The 20,837-nt window shown below is 62.9% G+C and carries 20 protein-coding genes, 2 tRNA genes and 3 pseudogenes; 19 read left to right on the top strand and 6 right to left on the bottom strand.

The window, feature by feature from the left end; all coding sequences use genetic code 11:
* Positions 1-9 precede the first annotated feature (9 nt).
* Both leuB and ACFQAU_RS08910 read left to right on the top strand, forming a co-directional pair.
* Positions 10-1,116 (top strand): 3-isopropylmalate dehydrogenase, encoded by a 1,107-nt coding sequence (gene leuB / locus ACFQAU_RS08915; protein ID WP_067939242.1) that lies wholly within the window; start codon positions 10-12, stop codon positions 1,114-1,116.
* A gap of 187 nt (positions 1,117-1,303) precedes the next feature.
* Positions 1,304-1,380: transfer RNA gene (locus ACFQAU_RS08910), tRNA-Pro, on the top strand.
* Positions 1,381-1,432: 52 nt separating this feature from the next.
* On the opposite strand, the gene ACFQAU_RS08905 is transcribed toward ACFQAU_RS08910, so the two are convergent.
* Entirely contained in the window at positions 1,433-2,191 is a 759-nt protein-coding gene (locus tag ACFQAU_RS08905) for a MauE/DoxX family redox-associated membrane protein (protein WP_132444061.1), read from the bottom strand.
* Positions 2,192-2,337: 146 nt separating this feature from the next.
* Positions 2,338-3,735 carry a sensor histidine kinase gene (locus tag ACFQAU_RS08900; protein ID WP_132444060.1) on the bottom strand — a complete coding sequence of 466 codons (1,398 nt, stop codon included), beginning with the start codon at positions 3,733-3,735 and terminating at the stop codon, positions 2,338-2,340.
* 218 nt (positions 3,736-3,953) lie between these two features.
* On the opposite strand from ACFQAU_RS08900, the gene queC reads away from it, so the two are divergent.
* From queC to ACFQAU_RS08875, 5 genes and pseudogenes are all read left to right on the top strand, one after another.
* Positions 3,954-4,655, top strand: a complete 702-nt coding sequence (gene queC, locus ACFQAU_RS08895; protein ID WP_120349931.1) for a 7-cyano-7-deazaguanine synthase QueC — start codon at positions 3,954-3,956, stop codon at positions 4,653-4,655.
* Complete coding sequence (gene queD / locus ACFQAU_RS08890; RefSeq protein WP_132444059.1) at positions 4,655-5,008, top strand: 6-carboxytetrahydropterin synthase QueD; 354 nt, start codon at positions 4,655-4,657, stop codon at positions 5,006-5,008. The genes queC and queD overlap by 1 nt, the downstream gene beginning before the upstream one ends.
* Positions 5,005-5,711: pseudogene (queE, locus tag ACFQAU_RS08885) on the top strand (7-carboxy-7-deazaguanine synthase QueE). The gene queD and the pseudogene queE overlap by 4 nt, the downstream one beginning before the upstream one ends.
* Positions 5,712-5,726: 15 nt before the next feature.
* Positions 5,727-6,191 carry a preQ(1) synthase gene (queF, locus tag ACFQAU_RS08880; RefSeq protein ID WP_067624216.1) on the top strand — a complete coding sequence of 155 codons (465 nt, stop codon included), beginning with the start codon at positions 5,727-5,729 and terminating at the stop codon, positions 6,189-6,191.
* A 211-nt stretch (positions 6,192-6,402) separates the two neighbouring features.
* Positions 6,403-7,067 (top strand): annotated as a pseudogene (locus tag ACFQAU_RS08875) (L,D-transpeptidase).
* A 46-nt stretch (positions 7,068-7,113) separates the two neighbouring features.
* Here ACFQAU_RS08875 and ACFQAU_RS08870 read toward each other — a convergent pair.
* Together ACFQAU_RS08870 and ACFQAU_RS08865 are read right to left on the bottom strand one after the other, a co-directional pair.
* The gene (locus ACFQAU_RS08870; protein WP_120352118.1) at positions 7,114-7,386 is read right to left on the bottom strand and encodes a hypothetical protein; all 273 of its coding nucleotides are present in this window, start codon (positions 7,384-7,386) and stop codon (positions 7,114-7,116) included.
* 109 nt (positions 7,387-7,495) lie between these two features.
* A tRNA-Arg gene (locus tag ACFQAU_RS08865) sits at positions 7,496-7,572 on the bottom strand.
* Between the two features lie 237 nt (positions 7,573-7,809).
* Between ACFQAU_RS08865 and ACFQAU_RS08860 the strand changes: the two genes are divergently transcribed.
* Together ACFQAU_RS08860 and ACFQAU_RS08855 are read left to right on the top strand one after the other, a co-directional pair.
* Positions 7,810-8,781: a LacI family DNA-binding transcriptional regulator gene (locus ACFQAU_RS08860; protein WP_386281750.1), complete on the top strand. Its 972-nt coding sequence runs from the start codon at positions 7,810-7,812 to the stop codon at positions 8,779-8,781.
* Entirely contained in the window at positions 8,778-9,992 is a 1,215-nt protein-coding gene (locus ACFQAU_RS08855) for a winged helix-turn-helix domain-containing protein (RefSeq protein ID WP_132444057.1), read from the top strand. The genes ACFQAU_RS08860 and ACFQAU_RS08855 overlap by 4 nt, the downstream gene beginning before the upstream one ends.
* Here ACFQAU_RS08855 and ACFQAU_RS08850 read toward each other — a convergent pair.
* Positions 9,989-10,684, bottom strand: a complete 696-nt coding sequence (locus ACFQAU_RS08850) for an aspartate/glutamate racemase family protein (RefSeq protein ID WP_132444056.1) — start codon at positions 10,682-10,684, stop codon at positions 9,989-9,991. The genes ACFQAU_RS08855 and ACFQAU_RS08850 overlap by 4 nt on opposite strands.
* Positions 10,685-10,847: 163 nt before the next feature.
* Between ACFQAU_RS08850 and ACFQAU_RS08845 the strand changes: the two genes are divergently transcribed.
* From ACFQAU_RS08845 to ACFQAU_RS08810, 8 genes and pseudogenes are all read left to right on the top strand, one after another.
* Positions 10,848-12,089 (top strand): NAD(P)/FAD-dependent oxidoreductase, encoded by a 1,242-nt coding sequence (locus ACFQAU_RS08845; protein ID WP_132444055.1) that lies wholly within the window; start codon positions 10,848-10,850, stop codon positions 12,087-12,089.
* A 38-nt stretch (positions 12,090-12,127) separates the two neighbouring features.
* Positions 12,128-13,117, top strand: coding sequence for a TRAP transporter substrate-binding protein (locus tag ACFQAU_RS08840; protein WP_067942360.1), 990 nt, complete (start codon positions 12,128-12,130; stop codon positions 13,115-13,117).
* A 76-nt stretch (positions 13,118-13,193) separates the two neighbouring features.
* Positions 13,194-13,718 carry a TRAP transporter small permease gene (locus ACFQAU_RS08835; protein WP_132444054.1) on the top strand — a complete coding sequence of 175 codons (525 nt, stop codon included), beginning with the start codon at positions 13,194-13,196 and terminating at the stop codon, positions 13,716-13,718.
* Positions 13,719-13,722: 4 nt separating this feature from the next.
* Positions 13,723-15,039 carry a TRAP transporter large permease gene (locus tag ACFQAU_RS08830; protein ID WP_132444053.1) on the top strand — a complete coding sequence of 439 codons (1,317 nt, stop codon included), beginning with the start codon at positions 13,723-13,725 and terminating at the stop codon, positions 15,037-15,039.
* A gap of 6 nt (positions 15,040-15,045) precedes the next feature.
* On the top strand, positions 15,046-15,981 hold the full coding sequence (locus tag ACFQAU_RS08825) for a hypothetical protein (protein ID WP_165935541.1): 936 nt from the start codon (positions 15,046-15,048) through the stop codon (positions 15,979-15,981).
* Positions 15,974-16,701: pseudogene (locus ACFQAU_RS08820) on the top strand (5-oxoprolinase subunit B family protein). The gene ACFQAU_RS08825 and the pseudogene ACFQAU_RS08820 overlap by 8 nt, the downstream one beginning before the upstream one ends.
* Positions 16,698-17,729, top strand: a complete 1,032-nt coding sequence (locus ACFQAU_RS08815; protein ID WP_132444051.1) for a 5-oxoprolinase subunit C family protein — start codon at positions 16,698-16,700, stop codon at positions 17,727-17,729. Before ACFQAU_RS08820 ends, ACFQAU_RS08815 begins: the two are co-directional and overlap by 4 nt.
* Positions 17,726-18,493 carry a LamB/YcsF family protein gene (locus ACFQAU_RS08810; protein WP_132444050.1) on the top strand — a complete coding sequence of 256 codons (768 nt, stop codon included), beginning with the start codon at positions 17,726-17,728 and terminating at the stop codon, positions 18,491-18,493. The genes ACFQAU_RS08815 and ACFQAU_RS08810 overlap by 4 nt, the downstream gene beginning before the upstream one ends.
* On the opposite strand, the gene ACFQAU_RS08805 is transcribed toward ACFQAU_RS08810, so the two are convergent.
* The gene (locus tag ACFQAU_RS08805) at positions 18,490-19,359 is read right to left on the bottom strand and encodes a branched-chain amino acid aminotransferase (RefSeq protein WP_132444049.1); all 870 of its coding nucleotides are present in this window, start codon (positions 19,357-19,359) and stop codon (positions 18,490-18,492) included. The two genes, ACFQAU_RS08810 and ACFQAU_RS08805, sit on opposite strands and share 4 nt — an antisense overlap.
* A 171-nt stretch (positions 19,360-19,530) precedes the next feature.
* Here ACFQAU_RS08805 and ACFQAU_RS08800 point away from each other — a divergent pair, with 171 nt between their 5' ends.
* The gene (locus ACFQAU_RS08800; RefSeq protein WP_120349920.1) at positions 19,531-20,043 is read left to right on the top strand and encodes a MarR family winged helix-turn-helix transcriptional regulator; all 513 of its coding nucleotides are present in this window, start codon (positions 19,531-19,533) and stop codon (positions 20,041-20,043) included.
* The gene (locus ACFQAU_RS08795; RefSeq protein WP_067628577.1) at positions 20,040-20,741 is read left to right on the top strand and encodes a response regulator; all 702 of its coding nucleotides are present in this window, start codon (positions 20,040-20,042) and stop codon (positions 20,739-20,741) included. The genes ACFQAU_RS08800 and ACFQAU_RS08795 overlap by 4 nt, the downstream gene beginning before the upstream one ends.
* Positions 20,742-20,837: the final 96 nt, after the last annotated feature.

The raw sequence follows: 20,837 nt of genomic DNA, 5'->3' as shown, positions 1-20,837 counted from the left end.
GAGTTTCCCATGGCCAACCCATCCTTGCTCATCCTCCCCGGCGACGGCATCGGTCCCGAGGTTATGGCGCAGGTCACGCGCATCATCGATTGGTTCGGCGAAAAGCGCGATCTGGCCTTCGACGTAGAGCATGATCTGGTCGGCGGTGCGGCCTATGACAAACACGGCACGCCCCTGCACGACGACACGATGGCCCGCGCCCTCGAAGTCGACGCGGTGCTTCTGGGCGCCGTCGGCGGCCCGAAATACGACGACCTCGACTTCTCGGTCAAACCCGAACGCGGCCTTTTGCGCCTGCGCAAGGAAATGGACCTCTTCTCCAACCTGCGCCCGGCACAATGCTTTGACGCGCTGGCCGATTTCTCCTCGCTCAAGAAAGACATCGTCGCGGGCCTCGACATCATGATCGTGCGCGAACTGACCTCCGGCGTCTACTTCGGCGAACCGCGCGGCATCTTCGAGGAAGGCAACGAGCGCGTCGGCATCAATACGCAGCGCTACACCGAAAGCGAGATTGAGCGCGTCGCCCGCTCCGCCTTTGAACTCGCCCGCCGCCGGGGCAACAAAGTCTGCTCCATGGAAAAAGCCAATGTCATGGAAAGCGGCATCCTGTGGCGTGAAGTCACCCAACGGGTTCGTGACGCCGAATATCCCGATGTCGAACTTAGCCACATGTATGCCGACAACGGCGCCATGCAACTGGTCCGGGCCCCCAAACAATTCGACGTCATCGTCACCGATAACCTCTTCGGCGACATCCTCAGCGACTGCGCCGCCATGCTCACGGGCAGCCTCGGCATGCTGCCCTCCGCCAGCCTCGGCGCGCCCAATGCCGATGGCCGGCCCAAAGCCCTCTACGAGCCCGTCCACGGCTCCGCGCCCGACATCGCGGGCCAAGGCAAAGCCAACCCGATCGCCTGCATCCTCAGCTTCGCCATGGCGCTGCGCTATTCCTTCGACCAAGGCGAAGAAGCCGCGCGCCTGGAAAAAGCCGTCGAACAGGCACTGGCCGACGGCGCCCGCACCCCCGATCTGATGGGCCCCGAAGGCGGCACTCCCATCACGACCGAAGAAATGGGTAACGCGATCCTCAAAGCGCTCGACGCGAGCCTCTAAAGAACCGCGGCGGGGTTCACGCCCCGCCGCTTCCCCTTCATTCTTTCTCAAATACCCGCGGGGGAGCAGCCAAAGGCTGCGGGGGCAGCGCCCCCAACTGCGCCCGATCTCCCCATCCGCACCGCAAAATCCCTACAACTGACCAATTGCCAATTACGCCACGCTGCGCTATGCGCTGCACATCGGTCGGGCTGTAGCGCAGCCTGGTAGCGCACCTGCTTCGGGAGCAGGGGGTCGGAGGTTCGAATCCTCTCAGCCCGACCAGATATCCCCCTGATACCAGCCTACGCCCAAACCTCGGCGCGCCCCGTTCCGCTTAGCCGTAGACCTTGATTAACATCCAAATCCCCATGCCCAGCATCATAACGTTCTCGGTGAGCGAGACGAACCCAAGCGGCACATTGCTTGAGCCACCCACACAGGCGCATTTCAGCTCGCGCTTGTCGACATAGACCGCCTTGATCACCGACACCGCGCCGATCGCGCCGATGACAATCGCGACGGGGGCCGACAGCCATGTCAGCGCGCCGGCTGTCATCAGGATACCGGCCAGCGCCTCGCCAAAGGGGTAGACCTTGCCATAGGGCACCCAACGCTGCGCCAGCAGGTCGTAGTTCAGGAACATCGTGGAAAAGCTCTCGATGTCCTGCAATTTTTGTACGGCGAGGAAACACATCGAGATCGAGATGAACCATTCAAATGCCCGCAGGGTGAAGATGCTGTCGAAGGCGTACCAAGAAAGGCCCAGTGCCATCAGGAAGGCCACGCCGAAAATGGCGATGACGGGCTGATAGCTGGTGTCCGACTGTTCTTCCTTGGGCTTGTCCAGACCGAAATGCACACGCAGATCGTCGTAGCCGCCTATCCGCTCACCATCGATAAAGGTCTGCGGCGTGGTTTCCACACCCTCTTTTGCCATGAAGGCGTCGGTCTCTTCGCGCGTGGTAAGGTGGTGATCTTCGACGTGATAGCCCTGCCGCTCCAGCAGGTCTTTAGACTTCAACCCAAAGGGACAGAGGTGCTGCTCCATCACCATGCGGTAAAGCTTTGCGGTCTTGTCCTGTCCTTCGGCCATCCTAGCCTCCTATTGCTTTTCCAAACGACGTGTCTGGGGAAGGAACAAGTTTCCAGCGCAGGAGAGTTCCGCAAAAGCGCCATTTTGCGCCACCGGGAACGGCCCTTGCGGGCATACATCCCCCGAGGAGCAAGGTTTCGTGACCTTCAGGTCACCTTGACAAGATGCGCGGCGGGGATCGTCACGGTCCAAGTCAGCGCGTCTTCACTGGTCACCGTATCCGCCGAGCCATTGACCATGGCGGGGGCCAATACGGAAAGCACCTTGCTGCCAAAGCCAGACGCTTTTTTGGCGGAAGAATCAAATGTGATGCCGGTCTCGACCCACTGGAAACGCAGACCGCCCTTTTCGGTGTGCGACCAATGGCACCGGATATCGCCGCGCCCGCCGCTCATCACACCGTATTTGGTGGAATTCGTCGCCAGTTCATGCAGCGCCATGCCGATCAATTGCAAAGCCTGCGGCCCCAATGCGACGGTGGGGCCTGCCACATCCACCCCCTTGCCTTGCAAATGCAAGAAGGGGTCCAATTGCGCCCGGACCAGTTGTGCAAGGTCCACAGAGGACCATCCACCATCAACCAGCAAATCGGTTGAACGGGCCAGCGCCTGAATACGGTCCCCGAAGGATTTGTTGAACTCCGCCAGCGAGGCGGCCGAACTCGCCGTTTGACGCTGCATCGCAGTCACCAAAGACAGCATGTTCTTGGCGCGGTGGATGACCTCGCGCGAGACGAGATCGCGCACCTCTTCGGCTTTGCGCGTCGCGGTCACATCGTGGTGGATATTCGAGATTGAAACGATATCCCCCGACAGCGTCCGGATGGGCGTGCAGGCGATTGTGACATGCCGCTCGGTGCCGTCCTTGGCGACCCGCACCGCATCGAACTGGCGCAACTTACCCGCCATAATCTGATCGCGATATTCAAGCACCCGTGTCGGCCAATCCAGCGGATACAAAAGCTCGACCGACCGGCCCAATGCCTCCTCTTCGGTATAACCATAAAGCCGCTCGGCGGCGGGGTTCCAGCTGATGATACGGCCATCCATATCATAGGTCAGGATCGCTTCACCCGTGGTGGCGACGAGGGCGGCAAAGGTTTCAGCACGCACATGGGCACGCTCGATATCGTCATGGGCCATGCGGCGCGTGGTGACATTGCGGTGCTGCAAAAGCAGACAGGGCGCGCCTTGGATTGTCATGCGGTTGGCGTTCAGCTGAAACCAGCGCCGCACGCCCGGCCCATCACAGGGGTATTCCCCCTCAAAGGCGGCACCGGTTCTCAATGCCTGTCGCAGCCCGTCCAGAACGGTTTCCGCCTGCACCACGGAATCCATCACCGCCGCTTTGCAGATGTCAAAGTAATTGGCCCCGACATAATGCGACCCGGCGTCCCCGCCGTTCTCTTCGCAAAAGATCTTCCACGCCATATTTACCGCGACAATCTCGCCGGTGGCGTCAAGGATGACCACTTCGTCGGTCATCGCCTCGATCAATTCATAATGGCTGGCGTCAAGCGTGACGCTTTGGCTGCTTTTCAACATATCCTCACCTTAGCGCGGATTCGGACCTGGCTAAAGTTAACTTAGGTTTAATCGTTAAGGCCAAATCCCTTATTTTAACGGGCTCCGACAGCGACCCTCCTGCCCTTATGCCTGCGACCCGGCGCCGCTGCCCGGAAGCCTTGCAATCTCTGAAAATTCTGAAATAAGCCCCGCCATCCGGTCGCAGCCTACCCGGACATCAAAACAAGGGCCCCAGAATGAAAACACTTGTCATCTGCTCAGGCGGACTCGATTCCGTGTCGCTTGCGCATATCACCGCCGCTGAGCATCACCTCACCCGGCTTGTCTCTTTCGACTATGGTCAACGCCACCGCAAGGAGGTCGACTTCGCCGAAGCCGCCGCCAAACGGCTTGGCGTGCCGTTCCACCTGATCGACATGCGCGGCATCGGTGCTGCGCTGTCAGGCTCCGCCCTGACCGATGATATCGACGTGCCCGATGGGCATTACGCCGAAGACACGATGAAGATCACCGTCGTGCCAAACCGCAATGCGATCATGCTGTCGATCGGCTTTGGCATCGCGGCAGCGCAAGGCGATGAGGCCGTGGCGACCGCCGTGCATGGTGGCGACCACTTCATTTATCCTGACTGCCGCCCCGGCTTCACCCGCGCCTTCGACGCGATGCAGCAGGCCGCACTCGACGGCTATGCCAATGTGCGCCTGCGCACGCCCTTCGTCGAGCAAAGCAAGGCCGAGATCGTCCGCCAAGGCGCGCGCCATACCACGCCTTTCGCCGAGACGTGGTCTTGCTACAAAGGCGGCGCGGTCCATTGCGGGCGCTGCGGCACCTGTGTCGAGCGGCGCGAAGCCTTTCATTTGGCCGAGGTCACCGACCCGACGGTTTATGCCGACCCGGACTATTGGACCACGGCACTCGCCACACGAGGGGAAGGCTGATGTTCCGTATTCGCAAGGAATTCCACTTCTCCGCCAGCCACCAGTTGACCCACCTGCCCGACGACCACCAATGCGCGCGGCTGCATGGGCACAACTATATCGTCGTGGTCGAACTGGCCGCCGAGGCGCTGAATGCCGATGGCTTCGTGCGCGATTATCACGACCTGAAGGCGCTCAAGATCTATATCGACGATCACTTTGATCACCGGCATCTGAACGATGTCATGAATGGCCCCTCCACCGCTGAGAACATGGCAAAACACTTCTATGATTGGTGCGCTGCACGCTGGCCTGAGACCAGTGCCGTGCTGGTCAGCGAGACCCCCAAGACATGGGCGGAATACCGGCCATGAGCCTGCGCATAGCCGAGATTTTCGGCCCCACCATTCAGGGCGAAGGCGCGCTGATCGGGGAACCGACGGTATTCGTTCGCGCGGGCGGCTGTGACTATCGGTGTAGCTGGTGCGACAGCCTGCACGCCGTCGACAGCCAATACCGCCATAGCTGGGCCCCCATGTCCACCGAGGATATCTGGCGCCGGATCCGCAAACTCTCCAAGGATCAACCGCTGACCGTTTCCCTTTCCGGAGGCAACCCGGCAATTCAGGATTTCGGCCCGCTGATCCGGATGGGGCAGGCCACGGGCTACCGTTTCGCCTGCGAGACCCAAGGCTCCATCGCGCGCCCATGGTTTGCCGATCTTGATACGCTGGTGCTCTCTCCCAAACCGCCCTCAAGCGGTGAGACTGTCGATTGGGATGCCTTCGACGCCTGCCGGGCCTTCGGCGCTCAGGCGCGCCAACAGGTGATGAAGATCGTGATCTTCGATGAGATCGACTACCACTGGGCCCGCGAAGTGCATGCGCATCACCCCGATATCCCGCTCTACCTCCAGCCCGGCAATCCCGAGGTCGACCCCGCCACGCCGGTTGACCCGCAGGCGCTGGCCGACCGTCTTGGTTGGCTGACCGACCTTGCCATGACCGATCACTGGTTCGCCCCCGCATCCTGCCGCAGCTTCATGTCCTGATCTGGGGCAACAAGCGCGGCGTCTGACCGATGGAGACACCTATGTCCGAAGACATCTACAGCAATCTCAAACAACTCGGCGGTGAGACCCGCATTCCCGCCAGCCCCGAAGAGGCCGAGTTGGAGCGGGTGCCGAACCCGCAGGCCGATGTGGCCTATAACGTGCGTTTCACCGCGCCCGAGTTCACCTCGCTCTGTCCGATGACCGGCCAGCCGGACTTTGCGCATCTGGTGATCGACTATGTGCCCGGCCCGTGGCTGGTGGAATCCAAATCGCTCAAACTCTTCCTGACCTCGTTCCGCAATCACGGCGCTTTCCATGAGGATTGCACGGTCTCCATCGCGCGCCGCTTGGCCGATTTCCTTGATCCGCAATGGCTGCGGATCGGCGGCTATTGGTACCCGCGCGGCGGCATCCCCATCGATGTGTTCTGGCAGACCGGCCCCCTGCCCGAGGGCGTCTGGATCCCCGATCAGGGCGTGCCGCCCTACCGGGGCCGTGGCTGAGCGGGCACCGCCAACCCCACCCTCACCCCCAGTGCCTTCGGGGCGCGCGGCCCCCTGCGCGCCCCTGTTTTCGTGAAAACCGTGTGTTTTAGATCACATTCTCTTTAGCAACGGCCTTCTTCCTTGAACCTCCGGCGGGGAAAGGCCGTTAGTCTTTCATACACGCATACGACCCTGCCCTGCGCAGAGAGGTCAACCACGGAGCGACCACATGCTGACAAGACGTCATTTCATCCAGACCACCACAGCGCTTTTTTCCGGCGCGATTGCCACTCCTTTGATGGCACGCACCCGCCCCAGCGAAGCGGAGAAAGCCGCATGGGACGCGCGGATCACCCCGACAGGGTTTGATCCGGCGACCAGCAACCCTTGGGGCGTCCACCCGCGTTTCCTGCCTCAGCGGGTTGTGGCGAACGACAATCTGCGCGTCGGTGACGTTCACGTCGATGCCGTTGCACGCTATGTCTACCATATCGAAGAAGGCGGCACCGCGATGCGCTACGGCGTGGCGATTGCGCGCGGCAACCTTTATGAGCCGGGCACCTATACGATCAAGCGCAAGGTGGAATGGCCGCATTGGACGCCCACCCAGAACATGATCAAGCGCGATCCCGAGCTTTACGCGGGCCTCGAAGACGGCGTGCCCCCGGCCCTGAGAACCCCCTCGGTTCACGGGCGCTTTATCTATTCGAAGGCAACCGTGACACCTATCTGCGTATCCACGGCACACCCGAGCCGCGCAGCATTGGTGGGCGGGCCAGCTCTGGCTGTGTGCGGATGATTATGGCGCATATTAACCAACTCTACCCGAATGTGCGGACCGGCTCGACGGCCTATCTCTATTCGGCAGAAGAAAGCGTCGTCGCGCGCAGCTAAGCCGCGACGCAGGACGGGGACCGCGAACAGGCGGTCCCCGTTCTCATTAGGCTTGACGTTTGGTGCAGATCGGATTGCCGCCCACCGCCCGCAGCGGCACCATCGTCGTCTCAACCGGACCGCTGTGCTGATACCAATAGCAGCCATCTTCGGGCAGCAAACGCGCCGTGGATAGGTCTTGGTTCGGCGCGGCAAGGCGCACCACCGACTCTGGCAGATTGCCCACCCGTGCCGACCCGCCCTGTGGCGCGGTCGCGGGCACCGTACATCCGGCAACAGCCAGCAAGGCCGCCCCGATCACAAAAGTTCCTGTTTTCATCAAAGCCTCTGCCATTCCTGATTATATCCCGCGCAATCTGACAGACCGGTTGGGGATTTCAAGCAACAACGGGGTGAATGGGGCAGATGTTGGCATCGCGCAAGGCGCATGGTGACCCCGGCAGGATTCGAACCTGCAACCTGCCCCTTAGGAGGGGGCTGCTCTATCCAGTTGAGCCACGGGGCCGACAGGGGCGGTTTAGCGCAAGCAGGGGGCGATGTCATCGGCAGAATGGCCACCGATTGGTGCGGCGCCCCGGCCCGACTGCACGACCTGACTGCACGGCCAGACTGCGGCAGTGCTTGATCGCGCGTCCCGCTTCGCGCTACCTATGGGTGAGGCAAACAGGAAAACCAAATTGACCACACCCCCAAACGCCCGTTGACCCTACGCGATGTGTCCGATGCTTGTGGCGTTTCCGAGATGACGGTCAGCCGTGTCCTGCGCAAACGCGGCGACGTGTCAGAGGCCACCCGCAACCGTGTTCTCGCCGCCGCCAAGGCGCTCGGCTATGTGCCCAACCAGATCGCCGGATCGCTGGCCAGCCAGCGCGTGAACCTTGTGGCGGTGGTGATCCCGTCGCTGGGCAATATGGTGTTTCCCGAAGTCCTGAACGGCATCAATCAGGTGCTCGAAGACACCCCGCTGCAGCCGGTCGTGGGGGTGACGGACTACCTCCCCGAGAAGGAAGAGCGGGTGCTCTATGAGATGCTCTCGTGGCGGCCTTCGGGGGTGATCATCGCGGGGCTGGAACATTCCGACGCCACCCGCGCCATGCTGCGCAATGCAGGCATTCCGGTGGTCGAGATCATGGACACCGACGGCAAACCCGTCGATGCGATGGTGGGTATCTCACACCGTCGCGCGGGGCGCGAGATGGCGCAGGCGATCCTGCGCGAAGGCTATGAGCGGATCGGTTTCATGGGCACGAAAATGCCGCTGGATCACCGCGCCCGCAAACGGTTCGAAGGTTTCACCGAAGGGCTCGCCAAGGCAGGGGTGGAGATCGAAGACCGCGCCTTTTACTCCGGCGGCTCCGCGCTGGCCAAGGGTCGTGAGATGACGCAAGAAATGTTGGAACGCTCACCCGACCTCGATTTCCTGTATTACTCCAATGACATGATTGGCGCAGGCGGGCTGTTGCATCTGATCGATCAAGGCATCGATATCCCCGGTCAGATCGGTTTGGCGGGGTTCAACAACGTCGAACTGTTGCAAGGTTTGCCGCGTCAATTGGCGACGATGGATGCCTGCCGGAACGAGATCGGTCAGGCAGCGGCGCGGATCATCCTCAACCAGACCCAGCCCGAGCCGGACCCGGAAATGCAGACCCAGATCACCCTGACCCCGACGCTGTCGCTGGGCGACACCCTGCGCCGCCGCCGTCAGGGGTGAGCCGCCCAAGGCTCGCCAATGCCGCCGCGCGGCGGTTGTTTTTGGCGCGTCACCTGCTGTCCGACCCGCCGCAGGGCCCGGCCAAGGGCGCGGCACTGCTCAAGTTGATCCATGACTTGGGGTTTGTGCAGCTCGACAGCATCAATACCGTGGCGCGGGCGCATGATCTGATCCTCTTTGCACGGCGTCCTCGGTATCGCCCCGCCGCCCTGAAACGGCTCTATGAAAAAGACCGCGCGCTGTTTGAGCATTGGACCCATGACGCCGCCGTCATCCCGATGGAATTCTACCCCCAGTGGCACCTGCGCCGCACCCGCGATGCGGCAAAGCTGCTGGGCCGTTGGAAGGACTGGCAGCGCCATGATTTCGAAGCGCAGATGCAAAGCGTGCTGGCGCAGGTCCGCGCGGAGGGCAGCGTCACCTCATCAGATGTGGGCCGGGACGAGCCGCGCAGCAGCGGGGGCTGGTGGCAGTGGCATCCGTCGAAAACCGCGCTGGAATATCTGTGGCGCAGCGGCGCGCTGGCGGTGACCGGGCGCGAGGGCTTTCGCAAACGCTATGATCTGACCGAACGTGCGGTGCCCGCCGTGCTGCACGATCCGGCCAATGCCCCCGACACAGGGCAGACAATCGACTGGTGCTGCGATCAGGCGCTGGCGCGTTTAGGCTTTGCCACGGCGGGGGAGCTCGCGGCCTTCTGGGCCCATATCTCTCCCGCCGAGGCGCGCGGATGGTGCGCGGCCGAACAGGCCGCCGGGCGGTTGGAGGAGATTGATATCGAGGCCGCCGATGGCAGCCTGCGCCCTGCCTTTGTTCGCCCCGGTTGGGCCGAAGACCCCGCCCTTACCCGCGAACCGCCCAAACGGCTTCGGGTGCTCAGCCCTTTCGACCCCGCCCTGCGCGACCGCAAACGCGCGGCACGGCTCTTCGGTTTTGACTATCGGATCGAAGTCTTCGTGCCCGAGGCGCAGCGTACATACGGCTACTATGTTTTCCCCTTGCTACAGGGCGACCGGCTGGTGGGCCGCGTTGATATGAAAGCGCATCGAGACGCGGATGAGCTGCGCATCACTGCGCTGTGGCCCGAGCGTGGCATCCGCTGGGGCAAGGGACGGCAGGTGGCGTTTGAGGCGGAAGTGCACCGTCTCCTGCCGCTCGCCGGGGTGAGCCAAGTCTGTTTTGCCGACAACTGGCTGCGCGATCCGGTCTAGGCGAAGCGGGGAGGCTGCAACCCTGCGTGAAACCAGTTGAGATAACTATGGATCGAATGCACGGGCCGCCCGGTCGCCGCCGCGATATCGGGGGCGTAGGGCACCATATTCGTGCATTCCAACAGGATCGCGCCGACATCCGCATGGGCCTCCACCAACCGCTGCGCCGCCTGCACCATCTCGGCACGCGCCTGCGGCACTTCAAGGTCGGGCAAATTGCCAAGGATCGTCCGGGCGAAACTGCTGCCTTCCAACCCCATCACCGGGCTGCCTTCGGGCACGCCCGCCGCGCGCAGATGGGCGGGCGAAAGGGTGCTGGCCGAGATCGTTAAAATCCCCACCCTGCGCCCGGGCGGCAGGCAGGCCGCGATCTGTTCGGCCTGCTCTAACGCCGAGGCGGCAACGGGCACGTCCAACGTCTCGGCCAGACGGGGCCGGATCAGGGCCAAGAACCCGCAGGTGGTGGCGATGCCAGTGCAGCCTTCCGCGACCAAGTCCCGCCCCACCGCAATGAATGCCTGCACAAAGGGTTCGATATCATCGCAAACGATGGCTTCGGGCGTGGCCCCCGGCACCACGGCATAGCGCACCGGAAAGGGCCAGCTCCCCGCATTGCCGACATCGCCCAGAATGCGGGGGAACCGCGTGTCGAGCATCAGTATCCCCAGCCGCGCGCCTGTCTCGTTTGCCATATGCCCTCCGTTTGGGCGCAGGGTGCATTTGCGGGCAGCGCGAGACAAGCGAAACCCTAACGATGACATTTTATCAGCATTTTGTTGACGTGGTGATTTTTTGTGTAAAGATGCCCCAAAGGAACCCAGCCATGACCCAACGCGAAAACGAAAGCCGCCACCCATGAGCCAGCATGTCGTCGTCATCGGCGCCGGAATTGTCGGCGTCTCTGCCGCGATCTGGCTGCGCCGCGCCGGGGCGGAAGTGACGCTGCTGGACCGGTCTGAGCCGGGGCGGGGCACCTCGCATGGCAACGGCGGCGTGCTGGCGGCGGCGGGCGTCGCGCCGGTGACCGGGCCGGGCCTGATGCGGAAATCGCCGGGGATGCTGCGCGACCCCGAGTTTCCGCTGTTCCTGCGTTGGCCCTATCTCCCACGTCTGCTGCCATGGCTACGCCGCTACATGAGCCACGCCAACGATGCCGACACCCGCCGCATCTCTGCCGGGCTGGTGCCCATCGTGAGCGACAGCGTGGCGCAACACAAAGCCCTCTGCGCCGATCTGGGGCTGGCCGATTGGGTGCGCGACAGCGACTATTGCTTTGCCTATACCAGCCGCGCGGCATTTGAGGCCGAAGCCTATACATGGGCGCTCCGCCGCGAGGCGGGTTTCGAGCCGGAGATCATCGAAGGCGGCGCGGTCAGGGAATTTGACCCGGCCTATGGCCCGCAGATCACCTGCATCGCCCGGTTGGCCGACCACGGTTTCATCGCCGACCCCGGCGGCTATGTTCGGGCTTTGGCAAAAGCGTTTGAGGGGATGGGCGGCACTATTAGACGGGCCGAGGTTGAGGACATCACGGTCCTTGATGAAGAGGTCACTTCGGTCCTCACCGATCAAGGCCCCCTGCCCTGCGACGACGTGCTGCTGGCCACCGGCGTCTGGTCGAAACCGCTGATGCGCAAGCTGGGGATCAATGTGCCGCTGGAATCCGAACGCGGCTATCATATCGTGTTTAAGGATGCTGAGGGCGGCCCGTCGCGCCCCACCATGATGGCAGCGGGCAAATTCGTGGCCACGCCGATGGCCGAGGGGCTGCGCTGCGCCGGGATCGTCGAATTCGGCGGGCTGAAGGCGGGCGCATCCAAAGCGCCACTGGCGCTGCTGCGCCGTCAGGCCAAGGCCGCCTTTCCCAACCTCACCGCCGAGGAAGAGATCGAATGGCTGGGGCACCGACCCGCCCCCAGCGACTCGCTGCCCCTGATCGGGCAGATCGGGACGAGCCGGGTCTATACCGCCTTCGGGCATCACCACATCGGGTTGACGGGCGGGCCGAAAACGGGCCGACTGATCGCCGGATTGATCACGGGGCAGCCGCCAAACACGGATCTGACCCCGTATCACCCCCAGCGCTTTGACAGATAACGCCAAGCGCGCACGCAAATAAACAAGGGAGAAACCACATGACACTGACAGCAAGACTGATGGCCGGCGCGGCGATGACCGCCCTGACACTCGGCACCGCCATGCCTGCCTTCGCGGCCGAGAAATGGGACATGCCGATGGCCTATTCGGCCTCGAACTTCCATTCCGAGAACGGCGTGCAATTCGCCGAATGCGTGACCGAAGCCACCGGCGGCGAGATCGAGATCACTGTGCATCCGGGCGGCGCACTTTTCGCTGGGGCCGACATCAAACGCGCGATCCAGACCGGTCAGGTTCAGATCGGGGAGCGTCTGCTCTCTGGCCACCAGAACGAGAACGCGGTCTTCGGCTTTGACTCCATCCCCTTCCTCGCGCCTTCTTTCGAGGCGAGCGCGAAGCTCTGGGAAGCCGCCAAGCCCAAAGTCGAAGCCGTGCTGGAAGAGCAGAACCTCGTCCTGCTTTATAACGTGCCATGGCCACCTCAAGGGCTCTACTTCAAGAAAGAAGTCGGCTCGGTCGAGGATATGAAGGGCGTCAAGTTTCGCTCCTACAACAACACCACCGCGCGTTTGGCCGAACTGACCGGCATGTCGCCCGTCACCATCGAAGCCGCCGAAGTCAGCCAAGCCTTCGCCACGGGCGTTGCGGAATCGATGATCTCGTCGGGGGCCACCGGCTATGACCAGAAGGTCTGGGAAAGCCTGACGCATTTCTACGAGGTCGACGCTTGGCTGCCGCGCAACTACGTGATGGTGAACGCCGATGTCTGGGCCGAAGTCACGGACGCCAACAAAGAGGCGATCACCACCTGCGCCACCGAGGCCGAAGAACGTGGCCTGCAAGCCTCCAAGGACTACACCCAGTTCACCTATGACGGGCTGCGCGAAGGCGGCATGAACGTGGAGCCTGCCAGCGAAGAGCTGATGTCCGGCCTGCGCGAAGTGGGTGAGACCATGACGCAAGAATGGCTCGAAGCCGCGGGCGAAGACGGTCAGGCGATCGTCGACGACTATAAGGCGATGCAATAATCACGAAACCTGCGGCGGTCCGTTATTCGGGCCGCCGTTCTCATGCCGGGGCATGACTTGACTGAGGGAGAGCCAGATGAAGGCGCTGCGCAGACTATTGGACGGGCTTTACATCGGGGCGGGGGCGCTGGCGGCGCTCTGTCTGGTGGCCATCCTCACCTTGATCGTGGCCCAGATGGTCGCCCGTTGGACCGGCAATGTCTTTCCGGGCGCAGCCAGCTATGCGGGCTATGCCATGGCCGGGGCAAGCTTCCTCGCCTTTGCCAATGCGCTGAACCGCGGCTCGCATATCCGCGTGTCGATCCTGCTCAATGCGCTGAGCACGGGCGGGAAGCGGCTGCTTGATATCTGGTGTTTCGCCGTGGCGGCGGCGGTCGCGTGGTACTTCACCTATTACGCCTATTGGTTCGTCTACTGGTCGTGGAAGTTCAACGAGGTTAGCCAAGACCAAGATGCCACCGCGCTGTGGATGCCTCAATCGGTCATGGTGATCGGCGGCGGGATCCTCGCCATCGCGCTGACAGACAACCTATTGCATCTCATCTTTAAGGGCGACCACCGCGTCACCCGTGATCTTGTCGATCAAAGCTTCGGGGAATGACGCCATGACCGAGATTTACGCCATCGCCCTATTTCTGATGGTCCTGTTTTTCCTGCTCGGCACCGGTGTCTGGGTCGGGCTGGCCCTGATGGGCGTTGCATGGGTCGGGATGGAATTGTTCACCACGCGCCCTGTTGGCGACGCGATGATCACCACCATCTGGGCCAGCTCCTCTAGCTGGACGCTGACCGCGCTGCCGCTCTTTGTCTGGATGGGCGAAATCCTTTACCGCACGCGATTGTCACAAGACATGTTTCGCGGGCTGTCGCCGTGGCTCGCGAAACTGCCGGGCGGGTTGGTGCATACCAATATCGTGGGCTGTACCGTGTTTGCCGCCGTCTCCGGCTCTTCCGCCGCGACGCTGACGACCGTGGGCAAAATGTCGATCCCCGAACTTCGGGCGCGCAACTATCCTGAGAAGATGATCATCGGCACGCTGGCCGGGGCCGCGACACTGGGCCTGATGATCCCGCCCTCGCTGGCGCTGATCGTCTACGGGGTGACGGTGAACGAAAGCATCACCAAGCTCTTCTTTGCCGGCGTCATGCCCGGCCTGCTGCTGGCGCTGATGTTCATGGGCTATGTCGCGATCACCAGTAAGCTGTCGAAAGACTGGAACCCCGATATCGAGACCGACATGAGCTTTGCCGACAAGCTGCGCAACTCGCGTTTCCTGCTGCCGGTCTTTGCGCTGATCTCGGTCGTGATCGGCTCCATGTACCTCGGCTTTGCCACGGCGACCGAAGCCGCCGCGATCGGCGTGATCGGCTCCCTGACGCTGGCGCTGTTCCAAGGCTCGCTGAACTGGCACAGCTTCCGCGAAAGCCTGATGGGCGCGATGCGCACCTCCGCCATGATCGCGCTGATCCTTGCGGGCGCGGCGTTCCTGAAACTGTCGATGGGGTTCACCGGCCTGCCCCGTGCCTTGGCCGACGGAATCGCGGCGATGGAGCTGTCACGGTTTGAGCTGCTGATGGCGCTTTTGGTCTTCTATATCGTGCTGGGTATGTTCCTCGACGGGATTTCCTCGGTCGTGCTGACCATGGCCGTGGTGGAGCCGATGGTGCGCGGCGCAGGCATCGACCTGATCTGGTTCGGCATCTTCGTTGTGGTCGTGGTTGAGATGGCGCAGATCACCCCGCCGATTGGCTTTAACCTTTTCGTGCTGCAAGGCATGACCGATCACGAAATGGGCTATATCACCAAGGCCGCGCTGCCGATGTTTGCGATCATGGTTTTCATGGTTTTCGTGCTGATCTGGTTCCCCGAAGTGGCGACGTGGTTGCCTGAAAACCTGCGCAGCGGCCCGGCCAGCGGGTGATCCATCATGCTGCATATCCTCAGACTGGCCTCGCGCCATGCGCGGGCCTGCCTGATCGTGGGGCTGCTGGCGGGGCTGGGACTACCCAACCTTGCGGCGGCGCTGGCCGAGTGGTTGCCGCAGATGGTCGCCGCGCTGCTGACGATCACCGCGCTCAGGATCGGGCATCGCGAGGCCCTTGGGGCTGTACGGGATCTGCTTTGGGGATTGGCCTCGGTACTGGCATTGCAGACGGCACTGCCGCTGGCGCTGCTTGGGGGCTTCGTGCTGGCCGGGCTGGGGCAGACCCCTGCGGCACTGGCGGTGACGCTGGCCGCCGCGGCCCCGGCACTGACGGGCAGCGTCAACCTTGCCCTGTTGCTGCGGCTCGACGCCGGGCGGATGATGCAGCTGATGGTGCTGGGCACCGCGGCTTTTCCGCTGACGGTACTGCCGGTCTTGGCCTTGCTGCCGCAACTCGGACCAGCCTCGGACGTGGCCCAAGCCGCGCTGCGTCTGTTGGCGGTGATACTTGGGGCGACGGGCTTGGGCTTTGCCCTGCGCCATGTCCTCTTGCCGCGCCCCTCAGCGCGTCAGATCGAGGCGCTCGACGGGGCGTCGGTGCTGGCCTTCTCGGTCAACGTCATCGGGCTCATGGCGGCACTCAACCCCGCGCTGCGGAGCGATCCTTGGGCGGTGGCGGGCTGGACGGTGCTGGCCTTCGCCCTAAGCTATCTGTTGCAGGCGGGCACATTGCTTCTGACGCGCCGTGGCCCCCTGCATGCCGTGGCCGGCCCGCTGGCGATCGGCGCGGGCAACCGCAATATTGCGCTGTTCCTCGTCGCACTCCCGCCCGAGGTTCTGGCGCCCTTGATGATCTTTATCGGCTGCTGGCAACTGCCGATGTATCTGACCCCGGTGCTGCTGCCGCGCATTTACGAAAGGATGCTCTCCAATGACTGACTGGCCCCGCATCCGCAGCGTCGGTCTCTCTGGCCTGTTGATCACCTTCGCCGAGAAGATGTCCGAACCGGCCAACCGCGCCGCCCTCGCCTTTCGCGCGGCGGTCGAGGAACAGGACTGGCCCGAGGTGCGCGAGACCAGCACCTCGCTGGTATCAACCTTCGTGCAGTTTGAGGTCAGCCAAGACGCCATCACACAGATGACCGACCGCCTGCGCAACTTGCTTGAAACCCGCGATTGGTTCGCCGAAGCCCTGCCCGCCGGGCGCAGCCTGTGGCATGTGCCGACCGTCTATGGCACCGACCTCGCCCCGCAGTTGGAGGAAGCCGCCGAGGCCGCGGGCCTCGACCCCGACGCGGCCATAGCCGAGCTGTCGCAGGCTCGCGTGCGCGTCCTCACCATCGGCTTTGCCCCCGGCCAGCCCTATATGGGTGAACTGCCCTCGCATTGGGACATCCCGCGCCAGCAGGGGCTGACAAAATCCGTGCCCTCCGGCGCGCTGGTCGTGGCGATCCGGCAGTTGATCATCTTCACCAATGCCTCCCCCACCGGCTGGCGGCACATCGGCCAGACCGCCTTTCGCACCTTCCGCCCCGGCAGCGACATGCCCTTCCCCTGTCGCCGGGCGATGAGCTGATTTTCCCATCCATCACCCGGCAAGAGTTCGACCGTATCGCCGATGACCCCACCGGCGGGGCCGAGCGGGAGGCGCAGACATGAGCGGCACGCTGACCATCCTCCAAGCTGGCCCGGCGATGACGGTCCAAGACCTTGGCCGCCCCGGCTACCGTGCCCTTGGCCTGACCCATGGCGGCGCGGCGGACCCGACCGCCCTGCACGAAGGGGCCGCCCTGTTGGGGCAAGACCCAAACTGTGCCGCGCTTGAGATGGCGGGCAGCGGTGGCAGTTTCCAAGCCGATGTAGACATCCGCATCGCGCTGACCGGGGCGCAGATGCAAGTGAGCATCGACGGCGAGCCGATTGCATGGAACGCCAGCCACCTGCTGCCTGCGGGGGCCAAACTGACCATCGGCGGTGCGCGGGATGGGGCCTATGGTTACCTGCATGTGGGCGGCGGCTTTGATGTTGAGCCGGTGATGGAGTCGCGCTCCAGCCATCTGGCCGCTGGCATCGGCACCCTGCTGCAAAGCGGGGAGACCCTGCCGCTGGGGGCGGACAAGGGCGGAGAGACGAACCTGACCCTGCCCCGTGACAGCCGCTTTGGCGCGGAGCGTGTGCGCATCGTCGTCTCCATGCAGACCGACGCCTTTGACGAGGCAACCCGTGCGCGCTTTACCGATACCACCTTTCGACGTGACGCTCGCGCCAACCGCATGGGCGCACGGATGGATCACGAGGGCGAAGGTTTCGCCACCGGCGGGCAGTTGACCATCGTCTCAGAGGTCATCACCCCCGGCGATATCCAGATTACCGGCGATGGCGCGCCCTTTGTGCTGATGTGTGAATGTCAGACCACCGGCGGCTACCCCCGCATCGGCACGGTGATCCCCTGTGACCTGCCCATCGTGGCGCAGGCGCAGCCCGGCGCTGCGCTGCGGTTCGAGTTCATCGACCTCGACGAAGCGCTGGCCGCCGAGACACGCCACCGCGCCGACCTCGCCGCCCTGCCCAAACAACGTCAGCCGCTGCTGCGCGATCCCGCACGTATCCGCGACCTGCTGGCATACCAATTGATCTCCGGCGTGGTTTCGGCCACCGCCGACCCTTTCGAAGAGGACAAGACATGACCACCGTCGATCTCAACGCCGACATGGGCGAAAGCTTTGGGCCATGGAAACTGGGCGACGACGCGGCGCTGTTGCAGGTCGTAACTTCGGCCAACATCGCTTGCGGCGGCCATGCGGGCGATGCGGATGTGATGGCGGCGACCATGCGCATGGCGGATGAAAACGGCGTCGGCATCGGCGCGCATCCGGGATTCATGGATTTGGTTGGCTTCGGGCGCAACCGCCTCTCGGTGCCGCGCGGGACCTTGCAGAACCAGATCCGCTATCAGGTCGCCGCCAGCACCGGCATGGCCCGAAGCGTCGGAGCCGAGGTGAGGCATCTGAAACTGCACGGGGCGCTGGCGAATATGGCGTCCGAAGATGAGGGACTTGCCCGTGATCTTTATGAAGCGGCGCTCAGCGTGGCCCCTGACCTCATCGTCATGGTGCTGGCCGCCACGGCGCAGGAACAGGCGGTGAAATCACTGGGCTGCAAATGGGCCGGAGAAATCTTCGCCGACCGCGCCTATAACGACGACGCCACGCTGGTCGATCGCAGCAAACCGGGCGCGGTGATCCATGACGCCGATCACGCCGCCGCCAGAATGGTCGAGATGGTCAAAGCCGGCGCGATCATCACCGAAAGCGGGAAACACATCCCCACGCGGATCGACACGATCTGCCTGCATGGCGACACGGCAGAGGCCGTTCAAATCGCAACCGCCGTCCGCAAGGGTTTGCAGGACGGCGGGGTAACTTTGGCAAAGTTCGGCGGCAGCGTTTAGCTGCGCACCAGCTTTTCATAGTCCAAGGCGATTTCGCGCGTGATCGCGCCCACCTCGAATTTCCAGTCGCCGATCTGGCCCACCGGGGTCACTTCGGCGGCGGTGCCGGTCAGCCAGCACTGCTCGAAACCTTCGAGTTCCTCGGGCATGATGTGGCGCTCGTGGACTGTAATCCCCTTGTCCTTCAGCATGCCGATGACGGTCTGCCGGGTGATGCCATTAAGGAAGCAATCGGGCGTCGGCGTGTGCACTTCGCCATCCTTGACGAAGAAGATATTCGCGCCCGTCGCCTCGGCCACATAGCCGCGGTAGTCGTACATCATCGCGTCCGAACAGCCCTTCGCTTCGGCGGCGTGTTTGGACATGGTGCAGATCATATAGAGACCTGCCGCCTTGGCGTGGCTCGGGATCGTCTCTGGTGAGGGGCGCTTCCATTTGGAGATGTCGAGCTTGGCGCCCTTCATCTTGGCGTCACCGTAATAGGCACCCCATTCCCATGCCGCGATGGCCAAGCGCACCGGGTTGCGGGCCGAGGCGACACCCATGTCTTCGCCCACACCGCGCCATGCGACCGCGCGCACATAGGCGTCTTGCAGGCCAGAGGCGGCGAGGACTTCGGCCTTGGCGGCTTCGATCTCATCAATGGTGTAGGGGATCTCAAAATCGATCATTTCGGCCGACCGCTTCAGGCGCTCGGAATGCTCGCGGCTTTTGAAAATCTTGCCGTTATAGGCGCGCTCGCCCTCGAACACCGAAGACGCATAGTGCATCGCATGGGTCAGGATGTGGACATTGGCCTCGCGCCAGTCCACCATTTTGCCATCCATCCAGATGTGCCCATCTCGGTTGTCATATCCGCCTGCCATGGTATTTCCCTCCCAAATGACGCGCTATCTTTTCAAAAATTGCGCAAAAATCGGCATATGCAGACATTTAATTGCGCGAAACACGGGATTCGATAGCCTTTCACTATTGGAATGTCAACAACGCTGACGTAAACTGATCCCCAACAGGCCCGAGAGAGAATGAGAGATACTATGGCTGACGGGCGGATGATGGCCCCAAGCAGCGGCGACAGCCTGCTGTTTTTGACCGACGAACAACTGCGGCAAGGGATCGAGGCGATGTTCTTTGCCTATCGCGGCTTCACTGCCGATCCCGACAGGATTCTGGCCGATATGGCCTATGGCCGCGCACATCACCGCGCCATCCACTTTATCAACCGCGCCCCCGGCACAACGGTGAACAACCTGCTCAACATCCTCGGGGTCACGAAACAATCGCTCAACCGTGTCTTGCGCACGCTGATCGCCGATGGTCTGGTGCAAAGCAAGGTTGGCCGCAATGACAAGCGCGAGCGGCATCTGTTCCTGACCGACGATGGTCGCAAGCTGGAACAAGAGCTTTCCGATGCTCAGCGCGCGCGCATGCGGCTGGCCTTTCGCACCGCCGGGCCCGAAGCCGTGGCAGGTTTCAGAACGGTATTGGAGGCCATGATGGACCCCGAAATGCGCCAGAGCTTTGACCGGCTCCGCGAAAGCGCCCCATGAACGAGCTTGACGCGCACCTGTTGGTTGTCGACGACGATGAGCGCATCCGCAGCCTGCTAAAGAAATTCCTGATGCGGAACGGCTTTCTGGTCAGCACGGCCCGCGACGCGGCCCATGCGCGCCGGGTGCTGGCGGGGCTAGAGTTTGATCTGATCGTGCTCGACGTGATGATGCCCGGCGAAGACGGCATGGCGCTGACCCGATCCCTACGCGAAACCCTGCAAACGCCGATCTTGCTGCTGACCGCCAAGGGCGAGACCGACAACCGCATCGAAGGGTTGGAGGCCGGGGCGGATGATTACCTGCCCAAACCTTTTGAACCCAAAGAACTGCTGCTGCGCATCAACGCGATCCTGCGCCGTATGCCCGACACCTCAGCCGCCGACGCCGCGCCAAAAGTCCTGTCGCTCGGCGTGATCCGCTATGACATGGAGCGGGGTGAGATGTGGCAGGGCGACGATCTGGTACGTCTCACCGCGACCGAAGTGCAACTGATGAAGATTTTCGCCGCGCAGCCCGGTGTCGCGCTCAGCCGGTCAAAACTTGTCGAAGAATTGGGCCGCGACCGGGGCCAAGCGCAGGAACGCGCGGTTGATGTTCAGATCACCCGCCTGCGCCGCAAGATCGAAAGCGATCCGAAACAGCCGCAATACCTGCAAACCGTGCGCGGCGCGGGCTATATGCTGGCCCCGGACTGACCCGGCCCTTTTAGCGAAACACATAGGTAAAATTCATAATGCCAGCCCGCTGGCAATGCCCGGCGCGAAGCACTATTGTCGCGCGAAATTCCGACA

The organism is Sulfitobacter profundi, from assembly GCF_042661425.1.
GTDB lineage: Bacteria > Pseudomonadota > Alphaproteobacteria > Rhodobacterales > Rhodobacteraceae > Sulfitobacter > Sulfitobacter profundi.
Note: the sequence above shows the minus strand (reverse complement) of the source record. Positions and strands in the feature narration are given on the sequence as shown.